At 61.6% G+C, this 24,565-nt stretch carries 22 protein-coding genes; 13 read left to right on the top strand and 9 right to left on the bottom strand.

Annotation, left to right across the window (positions count from 1 at the left end):
* Positions 1-289: 289 nt before the first annotated feature.
* Both rpmB and rpmG read left to right on the top strand, forming a co-directional pair.
* Positions 290-526, top strand: coding sequence for a 50S ribosomal protein L28 (gene rpmB / locus G7016_RS01690; RefSeq protein WP_040260312.1), 237 nt, complete (start codon positions 290-292; stop codon positions 524-526).
* An 11-nt stretch (positions 527-537) separates the two neighbouring features.
* The gene (gene rpmG / locus G7016_RS01685; protein ID WP_003457707.1) at positions 538-693 is read left to right on the top strand and encodes a 50S ribosomal protein L33; all 156 of its coding nucleotides are present in this window, start codon (positions 538-540) and stop codon (positions 691-693) included.
* 72 nt (positions 694-765) lie between these two features.
* Here rpmG and G7016_RS01680 read toward each other — a convergent pair whose 3' ends face one another.
* Positions 766-969: a hypothetical protein gene (locus tag G7016_RS01680; protein ID WP_181111096.1), complete on the bottom strand. Its 204-nt coding sequence runs from the start codon at positions 967-969 to the stop codon at positions 766-768.
* 72 nt (positions 970-1,041) lie between these two features.
* Positions 1,042-1,404 carry a cupin domain-containing protein gene (locus tag G7016_RS01675; RefSeq protein WP_181111095.1) on the bottom strand — a complete coding sequence of 121 codons (363 nt, stop codon included), beginning with the start codon at positions 1,402-1,404 and terminating at the stop codon, positions 1,042-1,044.
* A gap of 177 nt (positions 1,405-1,581) precedes the next feature.
* Here G7016_RS01675 and G7016_RS01670 point away from each other — a divergent pair, with 177 nt between their 5' ends.
* Positions 1,582-3,075, top strand: coding sequence for an aldehyde dehydrogenase (locus G7016_RS01670; protein ID WP_181111094.1), 1,494 nt, complete (start codon positions 1,582-1,584; stop codon positions 3,073-3,075).
* A gap of 63 nt (positions 3,076-3,138) precedes the next feature.
* Positions 3,139-4,281: an MFS transporter gene (locus G7016_RS01665; RefSeq protein WP_181111093.1), complete on the top strand. Its 1,143-nt coding sequence runs from the start codon at positions 3,139-3,141 to the stop codon at positions 4,279-4,281.
* A gap of 72 nt (positions 4,282-4,353) precedes the next feature.
* Here G7016_RS01665 and G7016_RS01660 read toward each other — a convergent pair whose 3' ends face one another.
* Together G7016_RS01660 and G7016_RS01655 are read right to left on the bottom strand one after the other, a co-directional pair.
* Entirely contained in the window at positions 4,354-5,907 is a 1,554-nt protein-coding gene (locus G7016_RS01660) for a phospholipase D family protein (RefSeq protein ID WP_181111092.1), read from the bottom strand.
* Positions 5,908-5,961: 54 nt separating this feature from the next.
* Positions 5,962-7,392, bottom strand: coding sequence for an aminotransferase-like domain-containing protein (locus G7016_RS01655; RefSeq protein WP_181111091.1), 1,431 nt, complete (start codon positions 7,390-7,392; stop codon positions 5,962-5,964).
* A gap of 171 nt (positions 7,393-7,563) precedes the next feature.
* Between G7016_RS01655 and G7016_RS01650 the strand changes: the two genes are divergently transcribed.
* Entirely contained in the window at positions 7,564-7,800 is a 237-nt protein-coding gene (locus G7016_RS01650) for a DUF1127 domain-containing protein (RefSeq protein WP_181111090.1), read from the top strand.
* A 9-nt stretch (positions 7,801-7,809) separates the two neighbouring features.
* Here G7016_RS01650 and G7016_RS01645 read toward each other — a convergent pair whose 3' ends face one another.
* Together G7016_RS01645 and G7016_RS01640 are read right to left on the bottom strand one after the other, a co-directional pair.
* Positions 7,810-9,120, bottom strand: a complete 1,311-nt coding sequence (locus G7016_RS01645) for an NAD(P)/FAD-dependent oxidoreductase (RefSeq protein ID WP_181111089.1) — start codon at positions 9,118-9,120, stop codon at positions 7,810-7,812.
* Between the two features lie 64 nt (positions 9,121-9,184).
* Positions 9,185-9,673 carry an Lrp/AsnC ligand binding domain-containing protein gene (locus G7016_RS01640; protein WP_181111088.1) on the bottom strand — a complete coding sequence of 163 codons (489 nt, stop codon included), beginning with the start codon at positions 9,671-9,673 and terminating at the stop codon, positions 9,185-9,187.
* Positions 9,674-9,828: 155 nt separating this feature from the next.
* Between G7016_RS01640 and dadA the strand changes: the two genes are divergently transcribed.
* The 5 genes from dadA (at position 9,829) to G7016_RS01615 (ending at position 15,404) form a co-directional block, all read left to right on the top strand.
* Entirely contained in the window at positions 9,829-11,130 is a 1,302-nt protein-coding gene (gene dadA / locus G7016_RS01635) for a D-amino acid dehydrogenase (RefSeq protein ID WP_181111087.1), read from the top strand.
* Positions 11,102-11,455, top strand: coding sequence for a RidA family protein (locus tag G7016_RS01630; RefSeq protein WP_181111086.1), 354 nt, complete (start codon positions 11,102-11,104; stop codon positions 11,453-11,455). The genes dadA and G7016_RS01630 overlap by 29 nt, the downstream gene beginning before the upstream one ends.
* 74 nt (positions 11,456-11,529) lie before the next feature.
* On the top strand, positions 11,530-12,600 hold the full coding sequence (alr, locus tag G7016_RS01625) for an alanine racemase (protein ID WP_181111085.1): 1,071 nt from the start codon (positions 11,530-11,532) through the stop codon (positions 12,598-12,600).
* A 115-nt stretch (positions 12,601-12,715) separates the two neighbouring features.
* Positions 12,716-13,264 (top strand): cupin domain-containing protein, encoded by a 549-nt coding sequence (locus G7016_RS01620; RefSeq protein ID WP_181111084.1) that lies wholly within the window; start codon positions 12,716-12,718, stop codon positions 13,262-13,264.
* 184 nt (positions 13,265-13,448) lie between these two features.
* Positions 13,449-15,404, top strand: a complete 1,956-nt coding sequence (locus G7016_RS01615) for an acetyl-CoA hydrolase/transferase family protein (RefSeq protein ID WP_181111083.1) — start codon at positions 13,449-13,451, stop codon at positions 15,402-15,404.
* A 63-nt stretch (positions 15,405-15,467) separates the two neighbouring features.
* Here G7016_RS01615 and G7016_RS01610 read toward each other — a convergent pair whose 3' ends face one another.
* Positions 15,468-16,043, bottom strand: coding sequence for a xanthine phosphoribosyltransferase (locus tag G7016_RS01610; RefSeq protein ID WP_181111082.1), 576 nt, complete (start codon positions 16,041-16,043; stop codon positions 15,468-15,470).
* 14 nt (positions 16,044-16,057) lie between these two features.
* Complete coding sequence (gene rep / locus G7016_RS01605) at positions 16,058-18,067, bottom strand: DNA helicase Rep (protein ID WP_181111081.1); 2,010 nt, start codon at positions 18,065-18,067, stop codon at positions 16,058-16,060.
* A 236-nt stretch (positions 18,068-18,303) separates the two neighbouring features.
* Here rep and G7016_RS01600 point away from each other — a divergent pair, with 236 nt between their 5' ends.
* Positions 18,304-19,974 carry a putative bifunctional diguanylate cyclase/phosphodiesterase gene (locus tag G7016_RS01600; RefSeq protein ID WP_181111080.1) on the top strand — a complete coding sequence of 557 codons (1,671 nt, stop codon included), beginning with the start codon at positions 18,304-18,306 and terminating at the stop codon, positions 19,972-19,974.
* Positions 19,975-19,984: 10 nt separating this feature from the next.
* Here G7016_RS01600 and G7016_RS01595 read toward each other — a convergent pair whose 3' ends face one another.
* Entirely contained in the window at positions 19,985-21,373 is a 1,389-nt protein-coding gene (locus G7016_RS01595) for a NorM family multidrug efflux MATE transporter (protein WP_181111079.1), read from the bottom strand.
* A 126-nt stretch (positions 21,374-21,499) separates the two neighbouring features.
* On the opposite strand from G7016_RS01595, the gene G7016_RS01590 reads away from it, so the two are divergent.
* Positions 21,500-22,420, top strand: a complete 921-nt coding sequence (locus G7016_RS01590) for a LysR substrate-binding domain-containing protein (RefSeq protein ID WP_181111078.1) — start codon at positions 21,500-21,502, stop codon at positions 22,418-22,420.
* Between the two features lie 152 nt (positions 22,421-22,572).
* A complete protein-coding gene (locus tag G7016_RS01585; RefSeq protein WP_181111077.1) occupies positions 22,573-24,555 on the top strand; it encodes a methyl-accepting chemotaxis protein in 1,983 nt (660 codons plus the stop codon).
* The last annotated feature ends 10 nt before the right edge of the window (positions 24,556-24,565 follow it).

Here is a 24,565-nt window from a genome sequence, read left to right as displayed (position 1 = left end):
CTTCGACGAATGGCAGCACCGCTGCAACCATTGCAACCCACGCATTGCGCGGCCGAGAAGCGCCGGGCGGGGGTTGCCCCTGTTGTTGTGGGCTACGCTTTCTGGTATAAAGCAGCGCTCTTTTCTAGGGGTAGAGCGTTTAGCTCATCGAGCCGAGCCTTTGCGGCCGTGCCGTCTGCCCCTGCGAAACACGGTGTTTGAAGGGTTTCGAGCCTTCGCGCCAATTTTGACTGAGAGATAAAGCGGCCAACCCATGCCGGGTTGGGCATGTGGTTTAGAGGGCTGAGGCATGTCGAGAGTCTGTCAAGTTACCGGTAAGGGTCCGGTAACCGGGAACAACATTTCCCACGCAAACAACAAAACCCGTCGTCGTTTCCTGCCGAACCTGCAGCACCATCGCTTCTGGGTCGAGTCCGAAAAGCGTTTCGTGCGTCTGCGCGTATCCGCCAAAGGCATGCGTATCATCGACAAGCGTGGCATTGACGCCGTTCTGGCCGATATTCGCCGCGATGGCATCAAGGTCTAAGGGAGAAAATCATGCGTGAATTGATCCGTTTGGTGTCGAGCGCCGGTACTGGCCACTTCTACACCACCGACAAGAACAAACGTACCACCCCCGACAAGATCGAGATCAAGAAATTTGATCCGGTGGTTCGCAAGCACGTGATCTACAAGGAAGCCAAGATCAAGTAATTGATCCAGGCTGACGAAAAAAACCCGCTTCCTTCGAAGCGGGTTTTTTTTCGCCCAGGGTGCGGTTTCAGATCAGTTGAAAGCGAACCCGGTGATGATGCCATTGGTATCAGCCTGGATGTGCACGCGCTCCGGGTCGAAGATTTTGCTATGCAGCTCGTTAGGGCCGATCACCACGGCGCGGCCAGTCACATCGCTGATGTGGGCCTTCACGCTTGGGGCATAAGTGGTGCCGATAAGGCCTTGCAGCATCTGAACGATTTCTTCATTGGTCATGGGTCAATTCCTTTTGATGGGTGCCTCGGTCGAGGCACGGGGATCATCGCCAGTAGCTGACCCAGGGCTGCGTTACTTATGTGCTTCAAACACCACGTAGATCTTCCGGCAGGGCTCCAGCACTTCCCAGGTGCCCTTGAAGCCTGCGGGGATCACGAACCGGTCGCCGGCACGCACGGTGCGGGCATTGCCGGCCTCATCGCGAAGCACCGACACCCCTTGAACGATTTCGCAGTACTCATGCTCGCTGTAGCTGACGGTCCACTGGCCAACCGCTCCTTCCCATACGCCCGCCGAGAATTGCTCACATGGACTGCTGTAGTGGTTGAAGACCGCCTGGTCCGGTTCGCCTGCAATGATTTTTTCCGCGGCTGGCCGGTAGCGGACGGGATCTGGCGTCCCGATGGCGAAATCCACGATTTGCTCGACGCTCATGACGATCTCCTTGGTTGTTCAATAAAACGCACATGAGACTGCCGATTGCTGCGCGCTGTCAAATATATTGAAAGCTTTGCGGCAGTGGTTTAGGGTGAACGCCTTTGGCCGAGCTTGGGTCTGGTCGCTGTTTCGACGCGAGCTCCCCGCCCTATAAATCTATAAGAGGAGTTCGTTATGTCCAACCTGACCCTGGCTGACTGGCAACAGCGGGCCGATGCCCTGAACGTCGAAGGCCGCGCCTTTATCAATGGCCAATACACCAACGCGGTGTCGGGCGCTACGTTCGAATGCGTAAGCCCGGTTGACGGTCGACTGCTGGGCCTTGTAGCCAGCTGCGATGAAGCAGACGCCAACCTGGCGGTAGCCAATGCTCGCCAGGTATTCGAATCCGGTGCCTGGTCCCGCCTGGCGCCGGCCAAGCGCAAGTCGGTGATGATTCGTTTTGCCGGCCTGCTCAAGGCCAACGCTGAAGAGCTGGCACTGCTTGAAACCCTCGATATGGGCAAGCCTATCGGCGACTCGTTGAACATCGACGTTCCGGGCGCAGCCAATGCGCTGAGCTGGAGCGGCGAAGCCATTGACAAGATCTACGACGAAGTGGCCGCCACCCCTCATGACCAACTGGGCCTGGTAACCCGTGAGCCCGTGGGCGTAGTGGGCGCGATCGTTCCGTGGAACTTCCCCTTGATGATGGCGTGCTGGAAGCTGGGCCCTGCGCTGTCTACCGGTAACTCGGTGGTGCTCAAGCCTTCGGAAAAATCCCCGCTCACTGCCATCCGTATCGCGCAACTGGCCATCGAGGCGGGTATCCCCGCTGGCGTGCTGAACGTACTGCCTGGCTATGGCCATACCGTCGGCAAGGCCTTGGCCTTGCACATGGATGTAGATACCGTGGTGTTCACGGGCTCTACCCGTATCGCCAAGCAACTGATGGTGTATGCAGGCGAGTCCAACATGAAGCGCATCTGGCTCGAAGCCGGCGGCAAAAGCCCGAACATCGTCTTCGCCGACGCACCGGATCTGCAAGCCGCCGCTGAATCGGCCGCCAGTGCTATCGCCTTCAACCAAGGTGAAGTGTGCACCGCCGGCTCGCGCCTGTTGGTAGAGCGCTCCATCAAGGATCGCTTCCTGCCGATGGTGGTAGAGGCGCTCAAGGGCTGGAAGCCAGGCAACCCCCTGGACCCACAAACCACCGTGGGCGCGCTGGTCGATACTCAGCAGATGAACACCGTGCTGTCGTACATTGATGCCGGCCATAGCGATGGTGCAACGCTGGTCGCAGGCGGCAAACGCATCCTCGAGGAAACCGGTGGCACCTACGTGGAGCCCACGATCTTCGACGGCGTGAGCAATGCCATGCGTATCGCCAAGGAAGAAATCTTCGGGCCAGTGCTGTCGGTGATCACTTTCGATACCGCCGAAGAAGCCGTGGCTATCGCCAACGACACCCCCTACGGCCTGGCCGCAGGCGTGTGGACAGCCGACCTGTCCAAGGCCCATAACACCGCTCGCGCCCTGCGTGCCGGTAGCGTATGGGTGAACCAGTACGATGGCGGCGACATGACCGCACCGTTCGGTGGGTTCAAGCAGTCGGGCAACGGCCGTGACAAGTCGTTGCACGCCTTCGACAAGTACACCGAACTGAAAGCTACCTGGATCAAGTTGTAATCCCGCCCAGCCCCTGGCCTGGAATGGCCGGGGGCGCCTCGCCTTTCTCGCAGGAGCGCCTCGATGCCGTGGGGAACGTATTTTGCCGTGTTGTCGTCGGTGCTGAGCGTTGGCCTGGCGTTGGGCATGAGCATGCCTCTGGTGTCGCTGCGGCTGGAGAGCTGGGGCTATGGCAACTTTGCGATCGGGATCATGTCCGCTATGCCGGCGCTGGGCGTGCTGCTGGGGGCTCGGGTATCCAGCCGCCTCGCTGCTCGCTTCGGCACCGCTCGCGCCATGCAGTTATGCCTGGGCGCGGGCGCTGTTTCCATCGGGCTGTTGGCGCTCTGGCCCAGCTACCCCTTGTGGATACTGCTGCGCCTGGTGATCGGCAGTGTGCTCACCATCGTTTTTGTTTTGGGCGAAAGCTGGATCAACCAGCTGGTGGTGGAGCAGTGGCGTGGCCGACTGGTCGCGTTATATGGCTGCTGCTATGCCCTCAGTCAATTGGCCGGTCCGCTGCTTCTCGGCGCGATTGGTACCGAACAGGATCATGGCTTCTGGCTGGCAACAGCGCTGCTGCTGGTGTCCCCGTTCTTGTTGCTCGGCCGTGGCGGCGCGCCGGTCACCGAGGCGGCGACGGTCACCCTGGCGGACCTGTGGATATTTTGCCGACGCATGCCGGTAATTGCCTACGCTATTGCCTTGTTCGCCGGCTTTGAAGCCTTGATCCTGTCCCTGTTGCCGGTGTACTGCCTGCAACAGGGATATGACGCCCGCATCGCCTTGTACATGGTCAGCGCCGTGGTACTGGGCGATGCGGTTTTACAATTGCCGATCGGCGCGTTGGCTGACTACCTGCCCCGGCGCGGCCTGTTCCTTGGTTGCGCGGGCCTGCTCGCAGCCAGTAGTGCGTTGATCCCCTTGGCCATACACCACCCGCTGGTGTGGGGGTTGTGGGTGCTGTTCGGTGCCAGCGCCGGGGGCTTGTTTACATTGTCGCTGGTGTTCATCGGCGAGCAGTTCCGTCACGACGAACTGGTGCGTGCCAACGCCCATGTGGCGCAGTTATGGGGGGTCGGCTGCCTGATCGGGCCCCTGATCGCTGGTGCGGGTAACCAATGGCTTACCGGCCATGCGCTGCCCTTGATGATGGCCACCGGTGCGGCCGGCCTGGTATTGCTGGCCTGTCGTCAGCCCGTGCTTGCGGCTGAAAAGGCGGTGTAGGGCCCAGGCGTAGCCCGGCAAGTTCGCAGGCTTGCGCCTACTCCCACAAAATCCGCGCTGGCCGCGGTCATGTCAAAGAAGCTTTTCCAGCCCGATGCGCTGGCTTACCCACGCGTTGAGCCGTCGCCACCAGTCGCCGGGTTCGCGTTTTAGTACATGCACGCGATGGTCGTCCTCGGTTACCCACTCAAGCTCGTTGTCATTGAGCTCTACCTGGTAGCTCAAGGCCGGTGACATGCCCTGCAATGCGAGCTCTCGGGTGTACCCTGCAAGTTCCTCGCTATCGACCAATACGCCCACTTCGGTATTCCACAATACCGAACGCGGATCGAAGTTGAACGAACCGATGAATACCTTGCGCTTATCCAGCACCATCGCCTTGCTGTGCAAGCTGGAGGCTGAGCTGCCATGCAGCCGGTAAGAGAACCCTGCGTCGTCCCCCGGTTGCCGCCGGAGCTCGAAAAGCCTGACGCCATGCTCGAGCAGTGCCTTGCGGTAGGGCGCGTAACCGCCGTGCACCGCTGGCACGTCGGTCGCTTCCAATGAATTGGTGAGCAGCGAGACAGCCACCCCTTCGTCCGCGCGGTTGGTGAGGTACAGCAAGCCGGGTTCTCGAGGCACGAAGTACGCTGAAATCAGCAATAGCTCCTGGTGGACATTCAATAACTCAGGGGCCAACTGGGTGGTGAGCAACAGGTGAGGGTCGGGCTCGCCGCTGGAGAGGATCTTGGCTGGCGCGTCCCACATCACGGTGCTGGGGGCCCAGATCAGCTCCTGGCGCCACGTGCTGAGCCGTGGAGCGTCGCGGTAGCTCATCAAGCGGTCATACAGGGCCTTTTGCTTTACGCTCGCCTTGCGCAATGACGCATCCAGCCGTTCCCGAAAGCCCGGTAGCACCTGACGCGCGGCAGGCACGTCGGAAAGCTCTCCAAGCGGCCGGCTGAGCCGATGGTTCCAGTACTGGTCGAAGCTGTAACCCAGGTCTCGGGCTACCGGGCCGAACCCCAGCAGGTCGATGTCAGTGAAATTCAGGTTGGGCTTGGCGTCGAAGTATTCGTCGCCCAGGTTGCGTCCGCCCACGATGGCCGCGCTGTCGTCGGCGATCCAGACCTTGTTGTGCATGCGCCGGTGCTGCTGGGACAGGTCCAGCAGGCGGCCGAACCCTCGAGTAACGCCGGTGCCGCGCCCCAGGTGAGTGGGGTTGAACAGGCGCACCTCGATGTCAGGATGGCTGGCTACCGTTTCCAGCAGGCCCTCTAGATCATCGCTGGCCGTGTCATCGAGCAGGATACGCACCCGCACCCCTCGATCGGCGGCGTCCAGCAGCTCACGCATCAATGTACGGGTGCTCAGCCCGTCGTGCACGATGTAATACTGAATGTCCAGGCTGGTTCGCGCGTTGCGGATCAACTCCGCGCGGGCGCGAAACGCTTCGCCACTGTCAGGCAACAGGCGAAAACCGGATCGCCCAGGGTGGCCGTGGGCCTGTTCAAGCACAGAGCGGCCGAATGCAGATTGCTCCGCCGGGATCCTTTCACTGGGCACGGGCGGCGGCGCCTGGCCCGCGCAACCCGCAAGTACCAGGTTCAAGAGCACAACCGCCAGCAGACGGGCAGTGAGGGACATAGCGGTCTCGCTGCGATCGATAGAGCCCATGTGACAACCGTTGCGTTTGGAAAGTTACGCTTGAACCGCTTGCATCCTGGCCAACAGGGCGCTTGCAGTTTCACCCACCTGCCTTACAGCAGCTTCGAGGGCTGGGGTAGGGCGGGGAGCGAAGTTCATGCGCAGGCAGTTACGAAACTTGCCGGAGGCCGAGAAGATGCTGCCTACCGCAATCTGTACCCCTTGCCCGAGCAGGGCTTGATTCAGCCGCAGCGTGTCGAAGCCTTCCGGCAATTCGATCCACAGCATGAAGCCGCCCTGGGGCCGGCTGGCGCGAGTACCGGCGGGGAAGTAACGGCGTACCCAGTCGGTCATCTGGTCACGGCCGCGCTGGTATTGCGCACGCATGCGGCGCAGGTGGGGCTCGTAATGACCGCCCTCGATGAAATCGGCAATCGCCAGTTGTGGCTGGGTAGCCGTGCTGCCGGTGCCGATGTACTTCATGTGCAGCACTCGCTCAAGGTAGCGCCCTGGCGCGACCCAGCCAACCCTCAGGCCGGGTGCGATCGTTTTGGAGAACGAACTGCACAGCAACACACGGCCATCCACGTCAAACGACTTGATGGTGCGCGGGCGGGGATAGGTATATGCAAGGTCGCCATACACATCGTCCTCGATAATGGCCACGTCGAAGCGCTGCGCCAGTGTCAACAGCTGCCGCTTGCGCGCCTCCGGCATGATGTAGCCGAACGGGTTGTTACAGTTGGGCGTGAGCTGAATGACCTTGATCGGCCACTGTTCCAGTGCCAGTTCCAACGCCTCCAGGCTGATCCCGGTAACAGGGTCGGTGGGGATTTCCAGCGCCTTCATGCCCAACCCCTTGAGGGTTTGCATGGCGCCGAAGAAGCTGGGCGAATCTACCGCGACGATATCCCCCGGCTGGCAGATGGCGCGCACGCTGCTGGACAGTGCTTCATGGCAACCGGTAGTCACCACCAGGTCCGCTGCGGTCAGGCGGCATCCCGAATCTACCAGCAGGCGGGCGATTTGCTCGCGCAGTGCTTCGGTGCCATACACCGTGTCGTAATACAGCCCGGGCATGTCCTGGCGTCGGCTGAGCTGAGCCAGGCCGCGCAGCAGTGGCTTGAGGGTGGGGCTGGTCACGTCAGGCATGCCGCGCCCTAGCTGCACAATGTCCTTGCGGGGTGGGGTGCGTACCAGTTCCACCACCTGGTCCCATTGGGAAATGTCCACGGGGCGCTGCGCCGGGCGGCCCACTTCCGGCAAGGCGGGCAGCGTCTTGTTCGATACGAAGTACCCCGATTTCGGGCGCGGCGCCGCCAGGCCATTGTCTTCGAGCAGCCGATAGGCCTGCTGTACGGTGCTTAAGCTCACACCGTGTTCTGTACTGAGCGCACGGACCGAGGGCAACCGATCACCGGGCCGATACAGGCCTTGTTCGATTCGGTCTTCCAGCAGCCGGGCAAGGTTCATGTAGAGGGTCATGGGATACTCTGCGGTAGTCGTGCGCGCTGATGCAGTACAGATTTGGCAAAAATATAGCATTCAGCAAAGGAAAGGCGCCATCTGTATGGAAAAGAAGGGTGACTTTTGAATCTGTAATGCGCTGGCCGCCAGTGGCATTCTTTCGTCCGGGATGCACGGGAGGCTTCAGACATGAACGGCTTCACAGATGTACGGCTTTATCTCAAACAACAGGAACTCGACCCGCCGGCAAGCAGCGTGGGCACCTGTAAAAGCGGGCCTGCCGGAATGAGCCGCTGGGCGCTGATATGCCATCGGTGGGTCACGCGCCGCCAACTGCTGGCGCTCTCTGCCAGCGAACTGGCGGATGTGGGCCTGACTGCCCAGCAGCAGAGGGAGGAGGGGTTGAAGCCTTTCTGGCGAGAGTAGGCCGCCGGCTCAGACGAGTTCCTTGAGCCGGTGCCATAGCATGCCGAGGGCCAGCAGGGGCGAGCGCAGATGTTTCCCGCCGGGGAAGGTCATGTGCGGCACCTTGGCGAACAGGTCGAACCCGCCCCCCACCCTGCCGGTGATGGCCTCTGCCAGCAGCCGCCCTGCCAGGTGGGTAGCGTTCAAACCATGCCCGGCATAGGCCTGGGCGTAGTACACATTGGGGTGGCTGGCGAGGCGGCCGATCTGGGGCAACCGGTTGGCGCCGATCCCGATCATGCCGCCCCATTGGTAATCGATGCGCACGCCGCTCAGCTGCGGGAAAACCTTCAACATCTTGGGGCGCATGTAGGCGGCAATGTCCTGTGGATCGCGCCCGGAATAATGGCAGGCCCCGCCGAACAGCAGCCGGCGGTCCGCGGAAAGGCGGAAATAATCCACAGTGACTCGCTGATCGCATGCCGCCATATTGCGCGGCAGTAGCTCACGCGCCAGTGCCTCAGGCAGCGGCTCGGTGGCAATGATGTAACTGCCCGCTGGCAGCACCTTGCCGCCTAGCTCAGGGTTCAGGTCACCCAGGTAAGCATTGCAAGCCAGCACCAGTGTCTCGGCGCGCACCGAGCCGTGCGCGGTGTGCACGCTAATTTCCGGGCCGTAGTCGATACGGGTCACTGCCGAACGTTCGAACACATGAGCGCCCAGGTGTTGCGCTACGGCAGCTTCCCCAAGCGCCAGATTCAAGGGGTGCAGGTGGCCAGAGCCCATATCGACCAGGCCGCCATGATAGCGCGCGGAACCCACCACGCCGGGCAACTGCTGCGCCGTGATCAATTCCATGGCGTGGCGGTACCCCAAGCCGCGCAGCTCGGCGATTTCCGCCGCGAATGCTTCGAACTGGGCAGGCTTGTTGGCCAGATCGCAATAACCCCAGGTAAGGTCGCATGCCAGGTTGTATTTTTCGACGCGCTGCCGAACGATCTCCACCGCCTCCAGGCCCATCCGCTTGAGCTGGCGCACGCCGGCATGCCCTAGCAGGGGCTCGAATTGCTCAACGTCGTGGCCCACTCCACGGATCAACTGCCCTCCGTTTCGCCCTGAGGCTCCCCAGCCAATGGTTCGCGCCTCGAGCAGTGCCACGCTCATGCCCCTTTCGGCCAGTTCGATGGCTGTATTGAGGCCACTGAAGCCGCCGCCCACGATGCACACATCGACCTTTAACTCACCTTGCAGGTAAGGATATTCCGGCAATACAAGGCGGGTCGCTTCGTAATAGGAAGCCGGTTGATCGAGGTGTGAGGCATGCCGGACAGTGGCATCCATAAGCGCATCCTGGAGGTGTGGCTGTTAGCGAAATTTAACACCCGTGGGTGTATTCGTGCACGGGTCAGTCCGGTATTGGCAACGTGAGGCTTTCTTTGACCTCTTCCATCACGATGTAACTTTTGGATTCACGCACGTGCGGGAGCTTCAACAGAATGTCCCCCAGCAGCTTGCGGTAGGAGGCCATTTCGGAAATACGTGCCTTCACGAGGTAGTCGAAATCCCCAGATACCAGATGGCATTCCAGTACGTGTGGCAGTTTGAGCACCGCGCGCCTGAACTCCTCGAAGGTATCTCCGGATTTGTAGTCCAGGCTGATTTCCACGAACACCAGCAGGCTACCTTTGAGGTGTTGCGGATTGAGCCGAGCGTAATAGCCCATGATGATGCCTTCGCGCTCCAGCCGGCGAACCCGTTCGGTACAGGGCGTGGTGGACAGCCCTACCTTTTCCCCCAGCTCGGTGAAGGACAGACGCCCGTCGGCCTGCAACAGGCGGAGAATATTGCGGTCAATCCTATCAAGCTCGCGCTTGGTCTGATGATGGGTGCGCATAGGCGATGCCCCTCCGGAAAAGCCAATCTTGCCGAGAATTCTCGCCAAATATAGCGCTACATACAGTGAATAGCACTGGTTTCCAGTCCATATACTGCCGTCAATTTCGTCTAGAACACATTCGAACCGCGGCCGGCCGCGAGAAGGGGTTGAACATGCGAGTACTGGTATTGGGCAGTGGGGTGATCGGCACCACTACCGCGTATTACCTCGCGCGGCAGGGCTTTGAGGTTGTGGTAGTCGACCGCCAGCCCGCAGTGGCAATGGAAACCAGTTTCGCCAACGCGGGCCAGGTGTCTCCTGGTTATGCTTCGCCCTGGGCCGCACCGGGTATTCCGCTCAAGGCGCTCACATGGCTGGCTCAGCGCCATGCTCCGTTGGCGATCAAGGCTACCGGCAGCCTGGACCAATACCTGTGGATGGCGCAAATGCTGCGTAACTGCACAGCCAGCCGCTATGCCATCAACAAGGAGCGGATGGTACGGCTGTCAGAGTACAGCCGCGATTGCCTCGATGAGTTGCGTTCCGAAACCGGCATTACCTACGAAGGCCGCACACTGGGCACTACGCAGGTGTTCCGTACCCAGGAGCAGCTCGATAACGCGGCCAAGGACATTGCGGTTCTGAAACAGTCCGGTGTGCCTTACGAAGTGCTTGATCGCGCTGGTATCGCCCGCGTGGAGCCTGCGCTTGCGGCCACCGGCGACCTGCTCGTAGGCGCGCTGCGCCTGCCTAACGATCAAACCGGCGATTGCCAGATGTTCACCACGCGCCTGGCAGAAATGGCCAAGGCGCTGGGCGTGGAGTTCAGGTTCGGGCAAACCATCGAGCGGCTGGATTTCGCAGGGGACCGCGTGAACGGTGTGATCATCGACGGCAAGCTGGAAACCGCCGACCGCTACGTGCTTGCCCTGGGCAGCTACTCGCCCGCGCTGCTGAAGCCTCTGGGGATCAAGGCACCGGTGTATCCGTTGAAGGGCTACTCGCTCACCGTGCCGATTACCGATGCGGCGATGGCACCTACGTCGACCATCCTCGACGAAACCTACAAAGTGGCGATCACCCGTTTCGATAATCGCATTCGGGTAGGGGGCATGGCCGAGATTGCCGGCTTCGATCTGTCGCTCAACCCACGCCGGCGCGAAACGCTGGAGATGATCGTCAATGATCTCTATCCTCGCGGCGGCGACCTTGCGCAGGCCACGTTCTGGACAGGCTTGCGCCCGACCACCCCGGATGGCACGCCTATCGTGGGGGCGACGCCGATGCGCAACCTGTTCCTCAATACCGGCCACGGTACGCTTGGCTGGACCATGGCCTGCGGCTCGGGTCGCCTGCTCGCAGACCTGATGGCGCGCAAGAAGCCGCAAATCAGTGCCCAGGGCCTCGACATTTCCCGCTACGGCAGTCACCAGGAGAACGCCAGGCATGGTAATCCAGCGCCAGCTCACCAATGAACGCATGAGCCAGATCGTTACCCATAATGGGGTGGTGTATCTGGCTGGCCAGGTCGGCGACGACATGACGGCCGGCATCGAGCAACAAACCCGGGAAACCCTGGCAAATATCGAGCGCCTGCTCGACCTGGCAGGCTCCAGTAAGGAGCAGCTGCTCTCGGTGACTATTTACCTGAAAGACATCGACGCTCATTTCGAAGGCATGAATGCCGTGTGGGACACCTGGCTCCCCAGAGGCTTCGCCCCAGCCAGGGCGACGGTGGAGGCCAAGTTGTGCGAGCCGGAAATTCTCGTTGAGCTGTCGGTGACTGCTGCCCTGAAGTAACGATTCCTCGCCCGGCGGGTCTTCGGATCAGCCGGGTTTTTTCTGCCTGAACCTCAACCTCGAAGAGCCCTTTCATGCGCCCCGCCCGTGCCCTTATCGACCTGCAAGCCCTGCGTGAAAACTACCGTCTTGCGCGCGAGCTCACTGACGCTCGCGCCTTGGCAGTTATCAAGGCCGATGCGTATGGGCACGGCGCGGTGCGTTGCGCGCAAGCGCTCGCCGAGGTGGCCGATGGTTTCGCGGTGGCCTGTATCGAGGAGGCGTTGCAGCTGCGCGAGGCAGGTATCCAGGCGCCTATCCTGTTGTTGGAAGGTTTTTTCGAAGCAGCTGAATTGCCGTTGATCGCCGAGCACTCTCTCTGGTGCGTGGCTCACTCGTTGTGGCAGGTGGAGGCGATAGAGCAGGCCGCGTTGCCAACGCCAATCACGGTGTGGCTGAAGATGGATTCCGGGATGCATCGGGTGGGTGTACCTCCGGCCGACTATGCCTGGGCCTATCAGCGCCTGCTGGCAAGCGGCAAGGTCGCCAAAGTGGTGTTGATGAGCCATTTCTCCAGCGCCGATGAGTTGGACAACCCTCGCAGCGCCGAGCAAGTAGAGCAGTTCAAGCAGGCCAGTGAAGGCCTGGCGGCCGAAGTGAGCCTGCGCAATTCACCCGCTGTATTGGGCTGGCCACAGGTGCCCAGCGATTGGGTGCGCCCAGGGATCATGCTGTATGGCGCAACACCCTTCGAACAGCCACACCCCAACGCCGACCGCCTGCAGCCGGTGATGACGCTTGAATCCCGGGTGATCTGCGTACGCGAATTGCCCGAAGGCGAGCCGATCGGCTACGGGCAGAGCTTCGTGACCGACCGCCCGATGCGCGTAGGTGTGGTTGCCATGGGGTACGCCGATGGCTACCCACGTCATGCACCTACTGGCACGCCGGTGATGGTGGCCGGCAAACGCAGTCGCCTGCTGGGGCGGGTATCCATGGACATGCTGTGCGTGGACCTCACCGACGTACCCGAAGCCACCCTTGGCAGCCCGGTTGAGTTGTGGGGGCGCCAGGTACTTGCCAGTGAAGTGGCCAGCTGGGCACAAGCCATTCCGTACCAGCTGTTCTGCAACCTCAAGCGGGTGCCGCTCGTGTACAGCGAGTAAGGCGCAGATGGCTGCCAAATAACCCTTCGACGGGTGCGGGTGTTGTAAATACTGAACGCTGTTGCGATCATACCGTTCATTATTGCCAGCAGATGCCCCGAGGAGGGTTCCGTCATTGGACGTCGGTGAACGATTGCAAGCCATTCGCAAGCTCAAGGGCCTGTCTCAACGTGAGCTAGCCAAACGCGCGGGGGTGACCAACAGCACCATCTCGATGATCGAGAAAAACAGCGTAAGCCCGTCGATCAGTTCGCTGCGTAAAGTGCTGAGCGGGATACCCATGTCCATGGTGGAGTTCTTTTCCGAGGAGCTCGCCCCGGAAAGCACGGCCCAGATCGTCTACAAGGCTAACGAGCTGATCGATATCTCTGACGGCGAAGTCACCATGAAGCTGGTCGGTCGTGGCCACAGCAGCCGCGCGATTGCCTTTCTCACCGAAATCTATCCGCCGGGCGCGGATACCGGCGAAGAAATGCTCACGCATGACGGCGAGGAAACCGGCATCCTCATCGAAGGCCGCCTGGAGCTTGTCGTGGGCCTGGAAACGTTCGTGCTGGAAGCGGGCGACAGTTACTATTTTGAAAGCACCCGCCCACACCGCTTCCGCAACCCCTACGACGCTCCCGCTCGGCTGATCAGCGCGGCCACGCCGGCGAATTTCTGAGCCAGCCAAAGCTGTTCTGAGCGGCCTTATTCCCGAGCTTCGCCCATCTCCTACGCCCTCGCAGTTCCCCTGTGGGCGGGCAGAGCTCGCGAAAAGGGGCGAAACCCATTCGCGGGCTGTCGCCTACAGAAACATTCAACCGCGGCGCGGTCATAGTCACAGAGCATCCGAAACGGAGGTTGTGATGACTGATGTGCTAAGCCTGGAACGCGCGGTAGAGGTAGTGTTGGAGCGCTTGCCCGCGCATATCCGGCTTGGCCTTCCCCTTGGGCTGGGCAAGCCGAACCGGTTTGCCAACGCCCTGTACGCCCGGATCAAAACCCTTCCTGAGCGGCAGCTCACGATTTATACCGCCCTGTGCCTGAGCCGTCCGCCACTGGGCGACGGGTTGCAGCGTCGTTTTCTGGAACCCTTCATCGAACGGGTTTACGGCGATTATCCTGAGCTGGATTTTGTAGCGGACCTTGCGGCCGACGCCTTGCCAGCAAACGTGCGGGTCGAACAGTTTTTCATGCAGTCCGGGGCGCTCGGGGGTAGCCATCAGGCCCAGCAGGGCTATGTAAGCAGCAACTACAGCCATGCGGCCAGAGACATCAACGCCCAAGGCATCAACCTTGTGGCCCAGCTGGTGGCTGAAGACCCACAACGGCCTGGCTTGCTCAGCCTCAGCTGCAATCCCGATATCACGCTCGACCTGCTGCCCATGCTGGAGCACCGCCGCTGGGGCGGTGAAACCATCCTGATGCTGGGCCAGGTACATGCTCAACTGCCCTACATGCCCGGCGAGGCGGAGCTCCCGCGCGAACAGTTCGACCTGCTGATCGATACCCCCGAGCAAACGCCGCTGTTCTCCACGCCCAATCAGCCGGTTGGCGTACGCGAGCACTTCATCGGTTTGCATGCCAGTACGTTGGTACGCGATGGCGGTACGTTGCAGATAGGCATCGGCGCGCTAGGGGATGCGATCACCGCAGCGTTGCTTGCCCGCCAGGCGGATAACACGGGGTATCGCTCGCTGGTGCAGGAAGCCCAGCTGCAACAATGGGATGAGCTGATCCAGAGGGAAGGCGGGCTGGCGCCCTTTGCCGAAGGGCTTTATGGCTGCAGCGAAATGTTCGTCAATGGCTTGCTGGTGCTCGCCGATGCCGGCGTACTGCGTCGGCGCGTGACGGGCGGCCCCAATGGCCCCGGCCCAGAACTGGATGAAGAGGGCGCGGTGCTGCACGGTGGCTTCTTCCTGGGCCCCTCGGCGTTCTATGCCCGGCTTCGGGAAATGCCATTACAGGCCCGGGCCCGTTTTGCCATGACTGCCATCAGCTACGTGAACAAGCTGTATGGCGATGAAGACCTCAAGCGTCAGCAGCGCCGACACGCCCGGTTCATCAACACGGCATTGAGCGTCAATCTGTTCGGTGCGGCTGCGTCCGACCAGTTGCAAGACGGCCGTGTGCTCAGCGGTGTGGGAGGGCAGTTCGACTTCGTGGTGCAAGGGCATGAACTTGAACGCGCGCGGTCCATCCTGCTCCTGCGCAGCTGGCGTGAAAGCGGTGGCGTGGTGAGCTCGAACATCGTGTGGGAGCAGAACCACTGCACCATCCCGCGGCACTTGCGCGATATCGTGATCACCGAGTACGGCATCGCGGATTTGCGCGGCAAAAGTGACGCTCAGGTGATCGAGGCGTTGCTGAACATTGCTGACTCGCGCTTTCAGCCGGCGCTTCTCGACCAGGCACAGTTGGCGGGCAAACTGCCTAGAGATTTCCGGATAGACCCGCGCTTCACGGACAACACCCCGCAGCGGCTGGAGGACATCCGCGCCCGGCATGCTCACCTGTTCCCGGAATACCCCTTGGGCAGCGATTTCTCTGAAGCGGAAAAGGACCTGTTGCGGGCGCTGAACTGGCTCAAAAGCAAATTCCACCTCACCGAACTGCTGGACCTGGGCCGTGCTGCCCTGGACGCGCCCAGCGCTTCGCTGTATCCCGAACACCTGGCGCGCATGAGCCTGGACGAACCCGGAGGGCTGCGTGAGCAGTTGGAACAGCGGCTGCTGTTGGCGGGGTTACAGGCCACTCGGCCGCCCTCGCCAACCTCCATGCCAACCCCCATGGCCGCCACGCTTGCGCGCGACCTGGAGTAACCGCGACCTGGAGTGACAAGGCAGTGCCGGGAGGCGCTGAAAAACGCGCTCCCGGCCGATGCGTCATTCAGGTATGAACGTCACCTTGCCGCCAGCCAGGGATGCAACCCGCGCCAGCGACTCTACCCGGTAACCTTGCTCTTCCAGCTGGGCACGGCCGGTCTGGAAGGACTTTTCGATCACGATGCCCAGCCCGGCCACATGGGCGCCGGCCTGGTGAATGATCGAGATCAACGCCTGGGACGCTCGCCCGTTGGCGAGGAAGTCGTCGATGATCAATACCTGATCATCCTTGGCCAAGTGCCGCGGCGAAATGGCAACCGTGCTTTCCGTCTGCTTGGTGAAGGAATACACCGGGGCGGTAAGCAAGTGTTCGGTAAGGGTCAGCGAAGCATGCTTGCGGGCGAATATCACCGGCACCCCCAGGATCAACCCGGTCATTACCGCCGGGGCAATGCCGGAGGCTTCGATGGTGACGATCTTGTTGATACCCAGGCCGCCGAAGCGGCGGGCGAATTCCTCGCCGATGGCTTGCATCAGGGCAGGGTCGATCTGGTGATTGAGGAAGGCGTCCACCTTCAGTACCTGGTCGGACAGAACGATCCCTTCTTCACGGATCTTGTTATGCAGGGCTTCCACGGGGGCTCCTTGGATCAGCGCTTGAGCATGGCGCGGATGTCCGCCAATGCATGGTTGCCCCGGGCGGCTTTTACCTCCACGGGGGTGTCTTGCAAACCTTCCCAGGCCAGGTCGTCGGCGGGAAGTTCGTCGAGGAAGCGGCTGGGTGAGCAGTCGATAACCTCTCCATATTGCTTGCGTTTGGCTGCGAAGGTGAAGGCCAGCGTTTGCCGGGCGCGGGTGATACCCACGTAGGCCAGGCGGCGTTCCTCTTCGATGGTGTCAGCTTCGATGCTGGAACGGTGCGGGAGGATTTCCTCTTCCATGCCCATGATAAAGACATAGGGAAACTCCAGCCCCTTGGAGGCGTGCAGGGTCATCATCTGCACGCCGTCGGCACCGTCTTCTTCTTCCTGCTGGCGTTCGAGCATATCGCGCAGCACCAGCTTGCCGATGGCATCCTCGATCGTCATGTCGCCGTCCTCGTCTTTTTCGAGGGTGTTTTTCAGCGCTTCGATCAGAAAATTCACGTTACCGATACGATAGTCGGCCGCCTTGTCGCTGGAGCTGTTCTGGCGAATCCAGTTGTCGTAGTCGATATCAGTCACCATGGCGCGCAACGCGGCGATCGGATCGTCCTGGGCGACCTGGTGCCGCACGCCGTCCATCCAGCGCTTGAAGCGTTGCAGGCGGTCCACGTAACGGGTGTCCAGATGTTCAGCCAGGCCGAGCTCGGCGCTCGCGGTGTACATTGAGGTACCCCGCTGCGTGGCGTAGTTACCCAGCTTTTCGAGCGTAGTGGAGCCGATCTCCCGCCGCGGTACGTTGATTACCCGCAGGTAGGCGTTGTCGTCATCCGGGTTCACCAGCAGGCGGAAATAGGACATCAGGTCCTTCACTTCCTGGCGGGCGAAGAAACTGGTACCGCCGGATAACCGGTACGGCACCTGATGGTGCTGCAACTTGAGCTCGATCAGCTTCGCCTGATAGTTGCCACGGTAAAGGATGGCGAAGTCCCGGTAGGGGCGGTCGGTGCGCAGGTGCAGCGTGAGAATTTCCATCGCTACCCGCTCGGCTTCGGCGTCCTCGTTTTTGCAGCGGATTACCCGGATCTCGTCGCCATGGCCCATCTCGCTCCACAGCTGCTTTTCGAAAGCGTGCGGGTTATTGGCGATCAAGGTGTTGGCGCAGCGCAGGATCCGGCTGGTAGACCGATAGTTCTGCTCCAGCATCACCACCTTCAGCGAAGGGTAGTCCTCCTTGAGCAGCATCAGGTTTTCCGGCCGCGCGCCGCGCCATGCGTAGATAGACTGGTCGTCGTCGCCTACCACGGTGAACTGGTTACGGGTACCGATCAGCTGTTTCACCAGCAGGTACTGGCTGGCGTTGGTGTCCTGATACTCGTCCACCAGCAGGTAGCGCACACGGTTCTGCCATTTTTCCAGGATGTCCGGGTGGTCCTGGAACAGCTTGACCGGCAGCAGGATGAGATCGTCGAAATCCAGTGCGTTATAGGCCTTGAGCGTGCGCTGGTAGGCGGCGTACACGATGGCCGCGGTTTGCTCACGCGGGTTGCGGGCGCTTTCGAGTGCTTCTGGCGGCAATATCAGGTCGTTTTTCCAGCTGCCGATCATGTGCTTGATCTCGTCCGCCCCGTCGTCGCCGGCGTATTCCTTCTGCATGATGTCGGTGAGCAGCGCCTTGATATCGCTCTCGTCGAAGATCGAGAACCCGGGCTTGTAGCCTAGCCGCGCGTACTCCTTGCGGATGATGTTCAACCCCAGGTTATGGAAGGTAGACACGGTGAGCCCGCGGCCCTCGCCACCGCGCAGCAGGCTGCTCACGCGCTCTTTCATCTCGCGCGCGGCTTTGTTGGTGAAAGTCACCGCCACGATGTATTGGGCACGCATGCCGCACTGCTGCACAAGGTAGGCAATCTTGCGGGTGATCACGCTTGTCTTGCCCGAGCCGGCGCCAGCCAGCACCAGCAATGGGCCACCGACGTAGTTCACGGCTTCTTGTTGCCTGGGGTTGAGCCGAGACATGGATTCCAGAGGGGTCGCTAAAAAGGGTCGCGCATTTTAACAGGACAGGCGCTTTCTGCCGCGACCGTCTCTCACCCTCTATGTTTTTTTATGAATTTTGTTACTTTGGTTGTACCTGGCTACCTGCTTGTACAGGGTGACGTCGATGATGGTGCTTGCATCCTTGCAAATCATTATCATTGGCCCCCGCCAGATCAATTGCGCGCCATGGGGCGTCATGCTTTTAAGGAGCTCGCTTGTCTACGCTCACTGAACCCTTGCGGCTGCTGCTGATCGCGCAACAGGACGTGTGGGAAGCTGCGGTGCGTAAAAGCCTCGCCGGGTTGAGCGAGGCTTGCACGTTGCTCAGAGCAACGGAGTGGGGCGCGCATTGGGACGAATTTGCCGAGGAAGGCCTTGTATTGGTACTGGCCACGCCTGAATGTCAGCCCCCGGCAGGGCGGTGTGCCTGGCCGCAAGTGTTGCTACTGGAGCGCGAACCCCCGGAGCCGCCGGTTGGCGTGAGCGACTGGCTGGTGCTGCCTCACCTGAATGCCGACGCCCTGCGCCGATGCGTGCGCCACGTGTGCGAGCGCAGCGTGCTGCAAGGTACTTTGCAGCGCCTGGCCGAGGAAGACACGCTCACGGGCATTGCCAACCGCCAAGGCTTTCTGGCCATGCTGGCGACGAGCCTGGCGGGTGGTGATGGCCGGGGCTTGGCGCTGGGCCATCTCGATCTGGATAACTTCCGCCATGCCAACGACTGCCTGGGCTACCAGGCCGGAGACAGGCTCATTCTCGAGGTGGTGGCCAGGCTCAAGGCGCAGCTGGGCCCCGGCGACAGGCTGGCGCGTCTGGGGGGCGATGAATTTGCCCTGCTTATCGATACCCGTCGCGATTCGCAACGTGCCGAGCGCCTTGCCGAGCAGATCATCGAAGCGCTGGGCGAACCTTACTGGGTCGACGGCGAGAGCCTGTTGATCGGTTGTAGCCTGGGGATTGCCCACGGGCAGGCGCGCACCGACCCTGATCCGCTCATGTGGCACGCCCATATCGCCATGCGCCAGGCCAAGAGCGTTCAGGGCTGTACCTTTCATGTGTTCAACGAACGGATCAATCGGCATGCGCGCAGCATGGCAGACCTGGAAGGCGAGCTGCGCCGGGCGCTGCGTCGTGACGAATTGGAAATGCACTATCAGCCGCGGCTGGATCTGCCCAGCGGCCGTATCGTGGGGCTTGAAGCCTTGGTGCGGTGGCGCCATGCGGAGCGTGGCCTGTTAGGCCCAAGCGAATTCGTTCCTCTCGCGGAGCAAAGCGGGCTCATCGTACCGCTGGGATACTGGGTGCTGGCCCGGGCCCTCGAGGATATGCAAACCCTGCGCAACGCCGGCATCGCGCCATTACACATGGCAGTGAACCTCTCCTTTCGGCAGTTTCAGGACAGCCAGCTACTGAGCACACTCAGCCGGCTGATAAACGACCGAGACATCGACGCCAGTTGGCTCGAGTTCGAGCTGACCGAAACCGCCGTGATGCGGCGCAACGATCAGGTGCGCCATACCATGGATGCCCTTGGCCAGCTTGGGGTTCGCTTTTCACTGGATGACTTCGGCACTGGCTTCTCTTCCTTTGTGCATTTGAGCAGCCTGCCCATTGCCTTGCTGAAAATCGACCGTAGCTTCGTGGCGGGCATGGACGAGCGCGCTGAGAGCCGGCAACTCGTCAAAGCGATGGTCAACCTTGCGCACAATCTGCATCTGGAAGTGGTTGCCGAAGGCGTGGAAACGGTGGAGCAGCTCGACGAACTACGCAGGTATGGATGCGACCAGGTGCAGGGGTTCCTGGTCAGCAGGCCCCTGCCACTGCAGCCTTTGATGGCCTACCTGCAGGCTGGGCTGGACCACTACGCAGACGTAGGAATGCGCTGACCGCTGAAACTCATGCCGGCTCGCTGGCCGCTTGCCCCGTGCCGAGCGGCGGCTGCAGCCGCTTGAGTTTTGCCTCGAACGCAACGGTAAGGCTGATGGCCGCACACGCCAGCCCCAGGGCCAGGCCCCACCACACACCTACGGCGCCGTGGCCCAGGTTGAACGCAAGCAGCCAGGCGGCCGGCGCGCCAACCAGCCAGTAGCAAGCCAGGCCTACCAGGAACGTAAGGCGGGCGTCTTTCAAGCCGCGAATGGCGCCCATGGCGATGGTTTGTACCCCATCGAAGAGTTCGAACCAGGCCGCTACCGCGAGCAGTTGCAGCGCCAGCGTGTAAATGTTGGTGAACGCCGGGTCGCTGCGGTCAATGAACAGGCCTACCAGGGCTCCAGGCATCAGCCATAGCACAAGGGAAAAGCTCAGCATGATCGCGGCACCGAAGCCGATACCTACTCGCCCGGCCTGACGCACCTGATTCAACTGGCCTGCGCCATAGTGGCGGCCGATGCGCAGTGTCACGGCGTAGGAAAGGCCCGCCGGTACCATAAAGGCGACGGATACGATCTGCAGGGCAATCTGGTGCGCACCGAGTTGGGTCTGGCCCATGTTGCCCATGCACAGCGCCGCGAACGCGAACAGGCCAACCTCCACTGCGTAAGTGCCGCCGATGGGTAGCCCCAGGCGCCATAACTCCTTCAGTGACTCAGCGCAGGGTCGCCCCAGGCCATGGAGGAAGGGGTAGGCAGCATAACTCCGGCCTCGGCTTACATAGCCTGCCAGGCTGAGCCCCATCACTGTGGTAACGGTAGCCGTCACCAGGCCAATACCCATCAGCCCCATTTGCGGCAGGCCGAGCCAGCCGTCGATCAGCGCAAGGTTCAACACGAGGTTCAGCACCGTGGCGGCGACGCTGATGACCATCACAGGCGCGGCCTTGCCCACCGCGCTGGTAAAACCTCGCAGTGCCATGAAGCTCAGGGAGCCGGGGAGGGCGAACGCCAGCACCTTCAGGAACTCGCTGGCCGCGGCGACGTTTTCGGGCGCCTGGCCCAGGTGCAGCAGCACGGGCGGCAGGTTCCACAGCAGTATCCCGCCGGCCAGTGCGAGGCTCCATGCCAGCCACAACCCTGCCTGGGTCAGCCGAGTCACGCCGGCGGGGTCTGAAGCGCCGTGACGAATGGACACCAGCGTGCCAACCGCAGCGATAACGCCAATGCAGAAAATCGACACGAACGAATAGCTGGCGGCCCCCAGGCTTCCGCCGGCCAACGCCTGTGGGCCGATGCGCGCCATCATTATCGTGTCGGTGAGGATCATCAGCATATGCGCCAACTGCGAAGCAATCAGCGGGCCGGCCAGGCGTAACAACGCCTTGAGTTCGGAGCGAGGAGTCAACGGCATGTGAAAAGAGGATCCAGTGAATCGGAGAGGTGATTCTGCGCCTTGCCCGGCTCGCTAACAAAAGGATAATAGCGATCGGTGGCATGAGTATGACTCATGCCTGGCGCTCAACCCATGGGATTCGTGATGACACGTCGATTGCCGCCGCTCTATGCCATGCGTGCCTTCGAGGCTGCGGCAAGGCACAACTCGTTCACCCGTGCCGCCGAAGAGCTGTCCATTACGCAAAGCGCGGTCAGCCGGCACGTGCGCACGCTCGAGGACTTCTTTGCCTGCCGTCTGTTCTTGCGTGCCGGGCGCAGTTTGCAGCTGAGCGAGTCGGGGCGGCTATTGCTGCCAGGCATACGCGACGGCTTCTCTTCGCTTGAGCGGGCCTGCGCCACGCTGCTTGGGGAGGACGGAATTTTACGTATGAAAGCACCTTCCACCTTGACGATGCGCTGGTTGCTGGCGCGGCTTAGCCGGTTTCGCCACCTGCAGGCCGGCAATGAGGTGCAGCTGACCAGCGCATGGATGGAAGTGGATGCCGTGGACTTCAACCTGGAGCCCTTCGATTGCGCGGTGTTGTTGGGTAATGGCAAGTTCCCCGCCGACTGGGAGGCGACCTGGCTGTTCGATGAGCTGCTCATCCCCGTCGGTGGGCCGGAGCTCGCCGCGCAGGCACCGTGGCCCCCCGAGCGCCTGGCGCAGGCTGAACTGCTCCATCCCACCCCGGATCGCCGGGATTGGCGACGCTGGTTGCAACGCATGGGGCTGGACGCAGGCGTATCCCTTCGGGGCGGGCAGGTATTCGATACGTTGGAATTGGGTATGATTGCCGCCGCTCGCGGCTATGGGGTGTCCATCGGCGACCTGCTGATGGTCGCCGAAGACGTCGCCGCAGGTCGATTGAGCCTGCCCATGCCCACCGCCGTGGCCAGTGGAGAAAGCTACTACCTGGTGTGGCCGGGCACCCGCCCGGGCAACGACCGTATCCGCAGGTTGAGCGACTACCTGCGCACCGAAGCCGCAACCATGCAAATGCCTGCGGTGACGGTGCTGCGGTAACGCTCGCCCGTAATAACCACGCATGCCGCTCAAGTATGCGCGAGCCCCGCCGAATTCCTTACAAGGATCCGGCGGGCAGGATCCAACACTATCCGAACAAACCCTTGGAAGCCTCAAGACCGGCCCAGCTGGCACTTCCAACAGGAGCTGAAATGAATCAACCCCGTGCTTTAATCGCCAGGCAGCTGGGCACTGCGCTCGCTTTTGTCCTGGTCGTAGTGATCAGCGGCAGTACCGCGTTTGCGCTGCGCTCCCTGGATCAGGCCAACCTGGTGACTCGCCAGGAACATATGGCCAGTGAGGCTCGCCTGTTGTCCGAGCAGCTGGACACCTTCCATAACACACTGCGCGAAAGTACCCAGCGCCTGAGCGGCTTGTTCGAGTCCCGGTTCTCCGCTGGCCTGAGCCTTCACCCCGAGCAACCGGTGACCGTTGCCGGTACCGCTACGCCCGGGCTGTGGCTGGGCGATGAAGTGCTGAACAACGACTTCCGCGAGGTGGACGACTTCCGCAAGATGACCGCAGGCGTAGCGACGGTGTTCGTGCGTAGCGGCGAAGAATTCGTGCGCATCAGCACCTCGTTGACCAAGCAGGATGACACCCGTGCGATTGGCACCCAGCTCGATCACGCTAACCCTGCCTACCAGCGCCTGCTTGGCGGGCAAAACTATGTGGGGGCTGCAGCGCTGTTCGGCCGCTCATACATGACGCAATACACACCGGTACGTGATGCTTCGGGCAAAGTGATCGCTGTGTTGTTCGTGGGCTTCGATTACACCGATGCGCAGAAGGCGCAGTTCGATAACCTCACTCAGTTCCGTATCGGCAAAAGTGGTTCTCTCGCACTGCTCGATGCGCAGAACCAGTGGTTGGTGCAGCCGGCCGGGGTCAAGAACCTGGACACTGCGGCCAAGGCTATCCGGGCCGACGGCGATTCCGGCAAGGGCCGCTTCTGGGACGATGGCGATGCCGGCTATTACTCCGTGGCAGTGCCTTTCAAGCAAGGCCCATGGAGTGTGGTGGCAAGTATGCCGCTGGAGGAGTTGCGCGCGGTAACCTGGAAAGTAGGCACCCAGTTGGTACTGGGCAGTTTGCTGGCCACGGTGCTGGCAGTCGGTGCCGCCATCGTGTTGCTGCGCCGCCGGCTCAAGCCGTTGGGCGACCTTGTTCGCCAGGCCGAAGCCTTGGGCGCGGGCGACCTGGAGGCGCGTCTCAATGTGGCCGGCAAGGACGAAATTGCCCAGCTGGCCCGCAGCTTCAACCATATGGGCGATGCCTTGGCTACCATGGTCCGGCATATCCGCACCGCTTCAGAGCAGGTGAGCGATCGGGCGAAAGCACTGTCCAGCCTGTCCGCCGGTGCCTATGAGGGAATGGAGCAGCAGAGCGGTGAGATCACCAGCATGGCGGGCGCCGTGGAGGAGTTCAGTGCAACCTCGTTGAACATTGCCGACAACATGGGCGAAACCGAACGGGTTGCGCAGCAGAATGCCGAGCATACCCGTACCGGCCGATCGTCCATGGAGCAGGCTTCGTCTTCGCTTGAGCAGATCGCGGGCGCACTGGGCGACACCGCTAAAGTCATCGACACGCTGGGGCAGCGCTCGCAGGAAATCGGCGGCATCGTTGGTGTGATCACCTCCATCGCCGAGCAAACCAACCTGCTGGCGCTCAACGCCGCGATCGAAGCCGCCCGTGCAGGCGAGCAGGGCCGTGGCTTTGCCGTGGTAGCGGATGAAGTGCGCAGCCTGGCATCGCGTACTCGCCAGGCCACTGATGAGATCTCCACGATGATTGCCAGCATCCAGCAGCAAACGGGTCAGGCCATCCAGACCATGGAGCAAGGCAACCAGCTGATGCAGGAAGGTTTGTCACGCAACGCCAAGGTGGCCGACGCGCTGTCCCGCATTGACGAACAAAGCCGCATGGCCGGCCAGCAATTCGCGGCTATCGCCACCGCTACTCAAGAGCAAAGCGACACCGCAACCCTGTTGAGCAGCAATTTGCAAAGCATTGCCCACGCCAACAGCGATCAACGCGAGGCCGTGTCTAACCTTGCTATTACCGCCCGCGACCTGGAAAGCCTGGCCGAGGACCTCAGCCGCGAAGTGGACCGCTTCCGCGTTCGCGGGTGATAGCCCCAGG

The organism is Pseudomonas japonica, assembly GCF_013522925.1.
GTDB classification, from domain to species: Bacteria; Pseudomonadota; Gammaproteobacteria; order Pseudomonadales; family Pseudomonadaceae; genus Aquipseudomonas; species Aquipseudomonas japonica_A.
This window is presented reverse-complemented; position numbering and strand designations above follow the sequence as displayed.

Excerpts from the sequence above, each read along its gene's own strand:
- rpmB (WP_040260312.1), top strand. The coding sequence starts at position 290 with ATGTCGAGAGTCTGTCAAGTTACCGGTAAGGGTCCGGTAACCGGGAAC.
- rpmG (WP_003457707.1), top strand. The coding sequence starts at position 538 with ATGCGTGAATTGATCCGTTTGGTGTCGAGCGCCGGTACTGGCCACTTC.
- G7016_RS01680 (WP_181111096.1), bottom strand. The coding sequence starts at position 969 with ATGACCAATGAAGAAATCGTTCAGATGCTGCAAGGCCTTATCGGCACC.
- G7016_RS01675 (WP_181111095.1), bottom strand. The coding sequence starts at position 1,404 with ATGAGCGTCGAGCAAATCGTGGATTTCGCCATCGGGACGCCAGATCCC.
- G7016_RS01670 (WP_181111094.1), top strand. The coding sequence starts at position 1,582 with ATGTCCAACCTGACCCTGGCTGACTGGCAACAGCGGGCCGATGCCCTG.
- G7016_RS01665 (WP_181111093.1), top strand. The coding sequence starts at position 3,139 with ATGCCGTGGGGAACGTATTTTGCCGTGTTGTCGTCGGTGCTGAGCGTT.
- G7016_RS01660 (WP_181111092.1), bottom strand. The coding sequence starts at position 5,907 with ATGTCCCTCACTGCCCGTCTGCTGGCGGTTGTGCTCTTGAACCTGGTA.
- G7016_RS01655 (WP_181111091.1), bottom strand. The coding sequence starts at position 7,392 with ATGACCCTCTACATGAACCTTGCCCGGCTGCTGGAAGACCGAATCGAA.
- G7016_RS01650 (WP_181111090.1), top strand. The coding sequence starts at position 7,564 with ATGAACGGCTTCACAGATGTACGGCTTTATCTCAAACAACAGGAACTC.
- G7016_RS01645 (WP_181111089.1), bottom strand. The coding sequence starts at position 9,120 with ATGGATGCCACTGTCCGGCATGCCTCACACCTCGATCAACCGGCTTCC.
- G7016_RS01640 (WP_181111088.1), bottom strand. The coding sequence starts at position 9,673 with ATGCGCACCCATCATCAGACCAAGCGCGAGCTTGATAGGATTGACCGC.
- dadA (WP_181111087.1), top strand. The coding sequence starts at position 9,829 with ATGCGAGTACTGGTATTGGGCAGTGGGGTGATCGGCACCACTACCGCG.
- G7016_RS01630 (WP_181111086.1), top strand. The coding sequence starts at position 11,102 with ATGGTAATCCAGCGCCAGCTCACCAATGAACGCATGAGCCAGATCGTT.
- alr (WP_181111085.1), top strand. The coding sequence starts at position 11,530 with ATGCGCCCCGCCCGTGCCCTTATCGACCTGCAAGCCCTGCGTGAAAAC.
- G7016_RS01615 (WP_181111083.1), top strand. The coding sequence starts at position 13,449 with ATGACTGATGTGCTAAGCCTGGAACGCGCGGTAGAGGTAGTGTTGGAG.
- rep (WP_181111081.1), bottom strand. The coding sequence starts at position 18,067 with ATGTCTCGGCTCAACCCCAGGCAACAAGAAGCCGTGAACTACGTCGGT.
- G7016_RS01595 (WP_181111079.1), bottom strand. The coding sequence starts at position 21,373 with ATGCCGTTGACTCCTCGCTCCGAACTCAAGGCGTTGTTACGCCTGGCC.
- G7016_RS01590 (WP_181111078.1), top strand. The coding sequence starts at position 21,500 with ATGACACGTCGATTGCCGCCGCTCTATGCCATGCGTGCCTTCGAGGCT.
- G7016_RS01585 (WP_181111077.1), top strand. The coding sequence starts at position 22,573 with ATGAATCAACCCCGTGCTTTAATCGCCAGGCAGCTGGGCACTGCGCTC.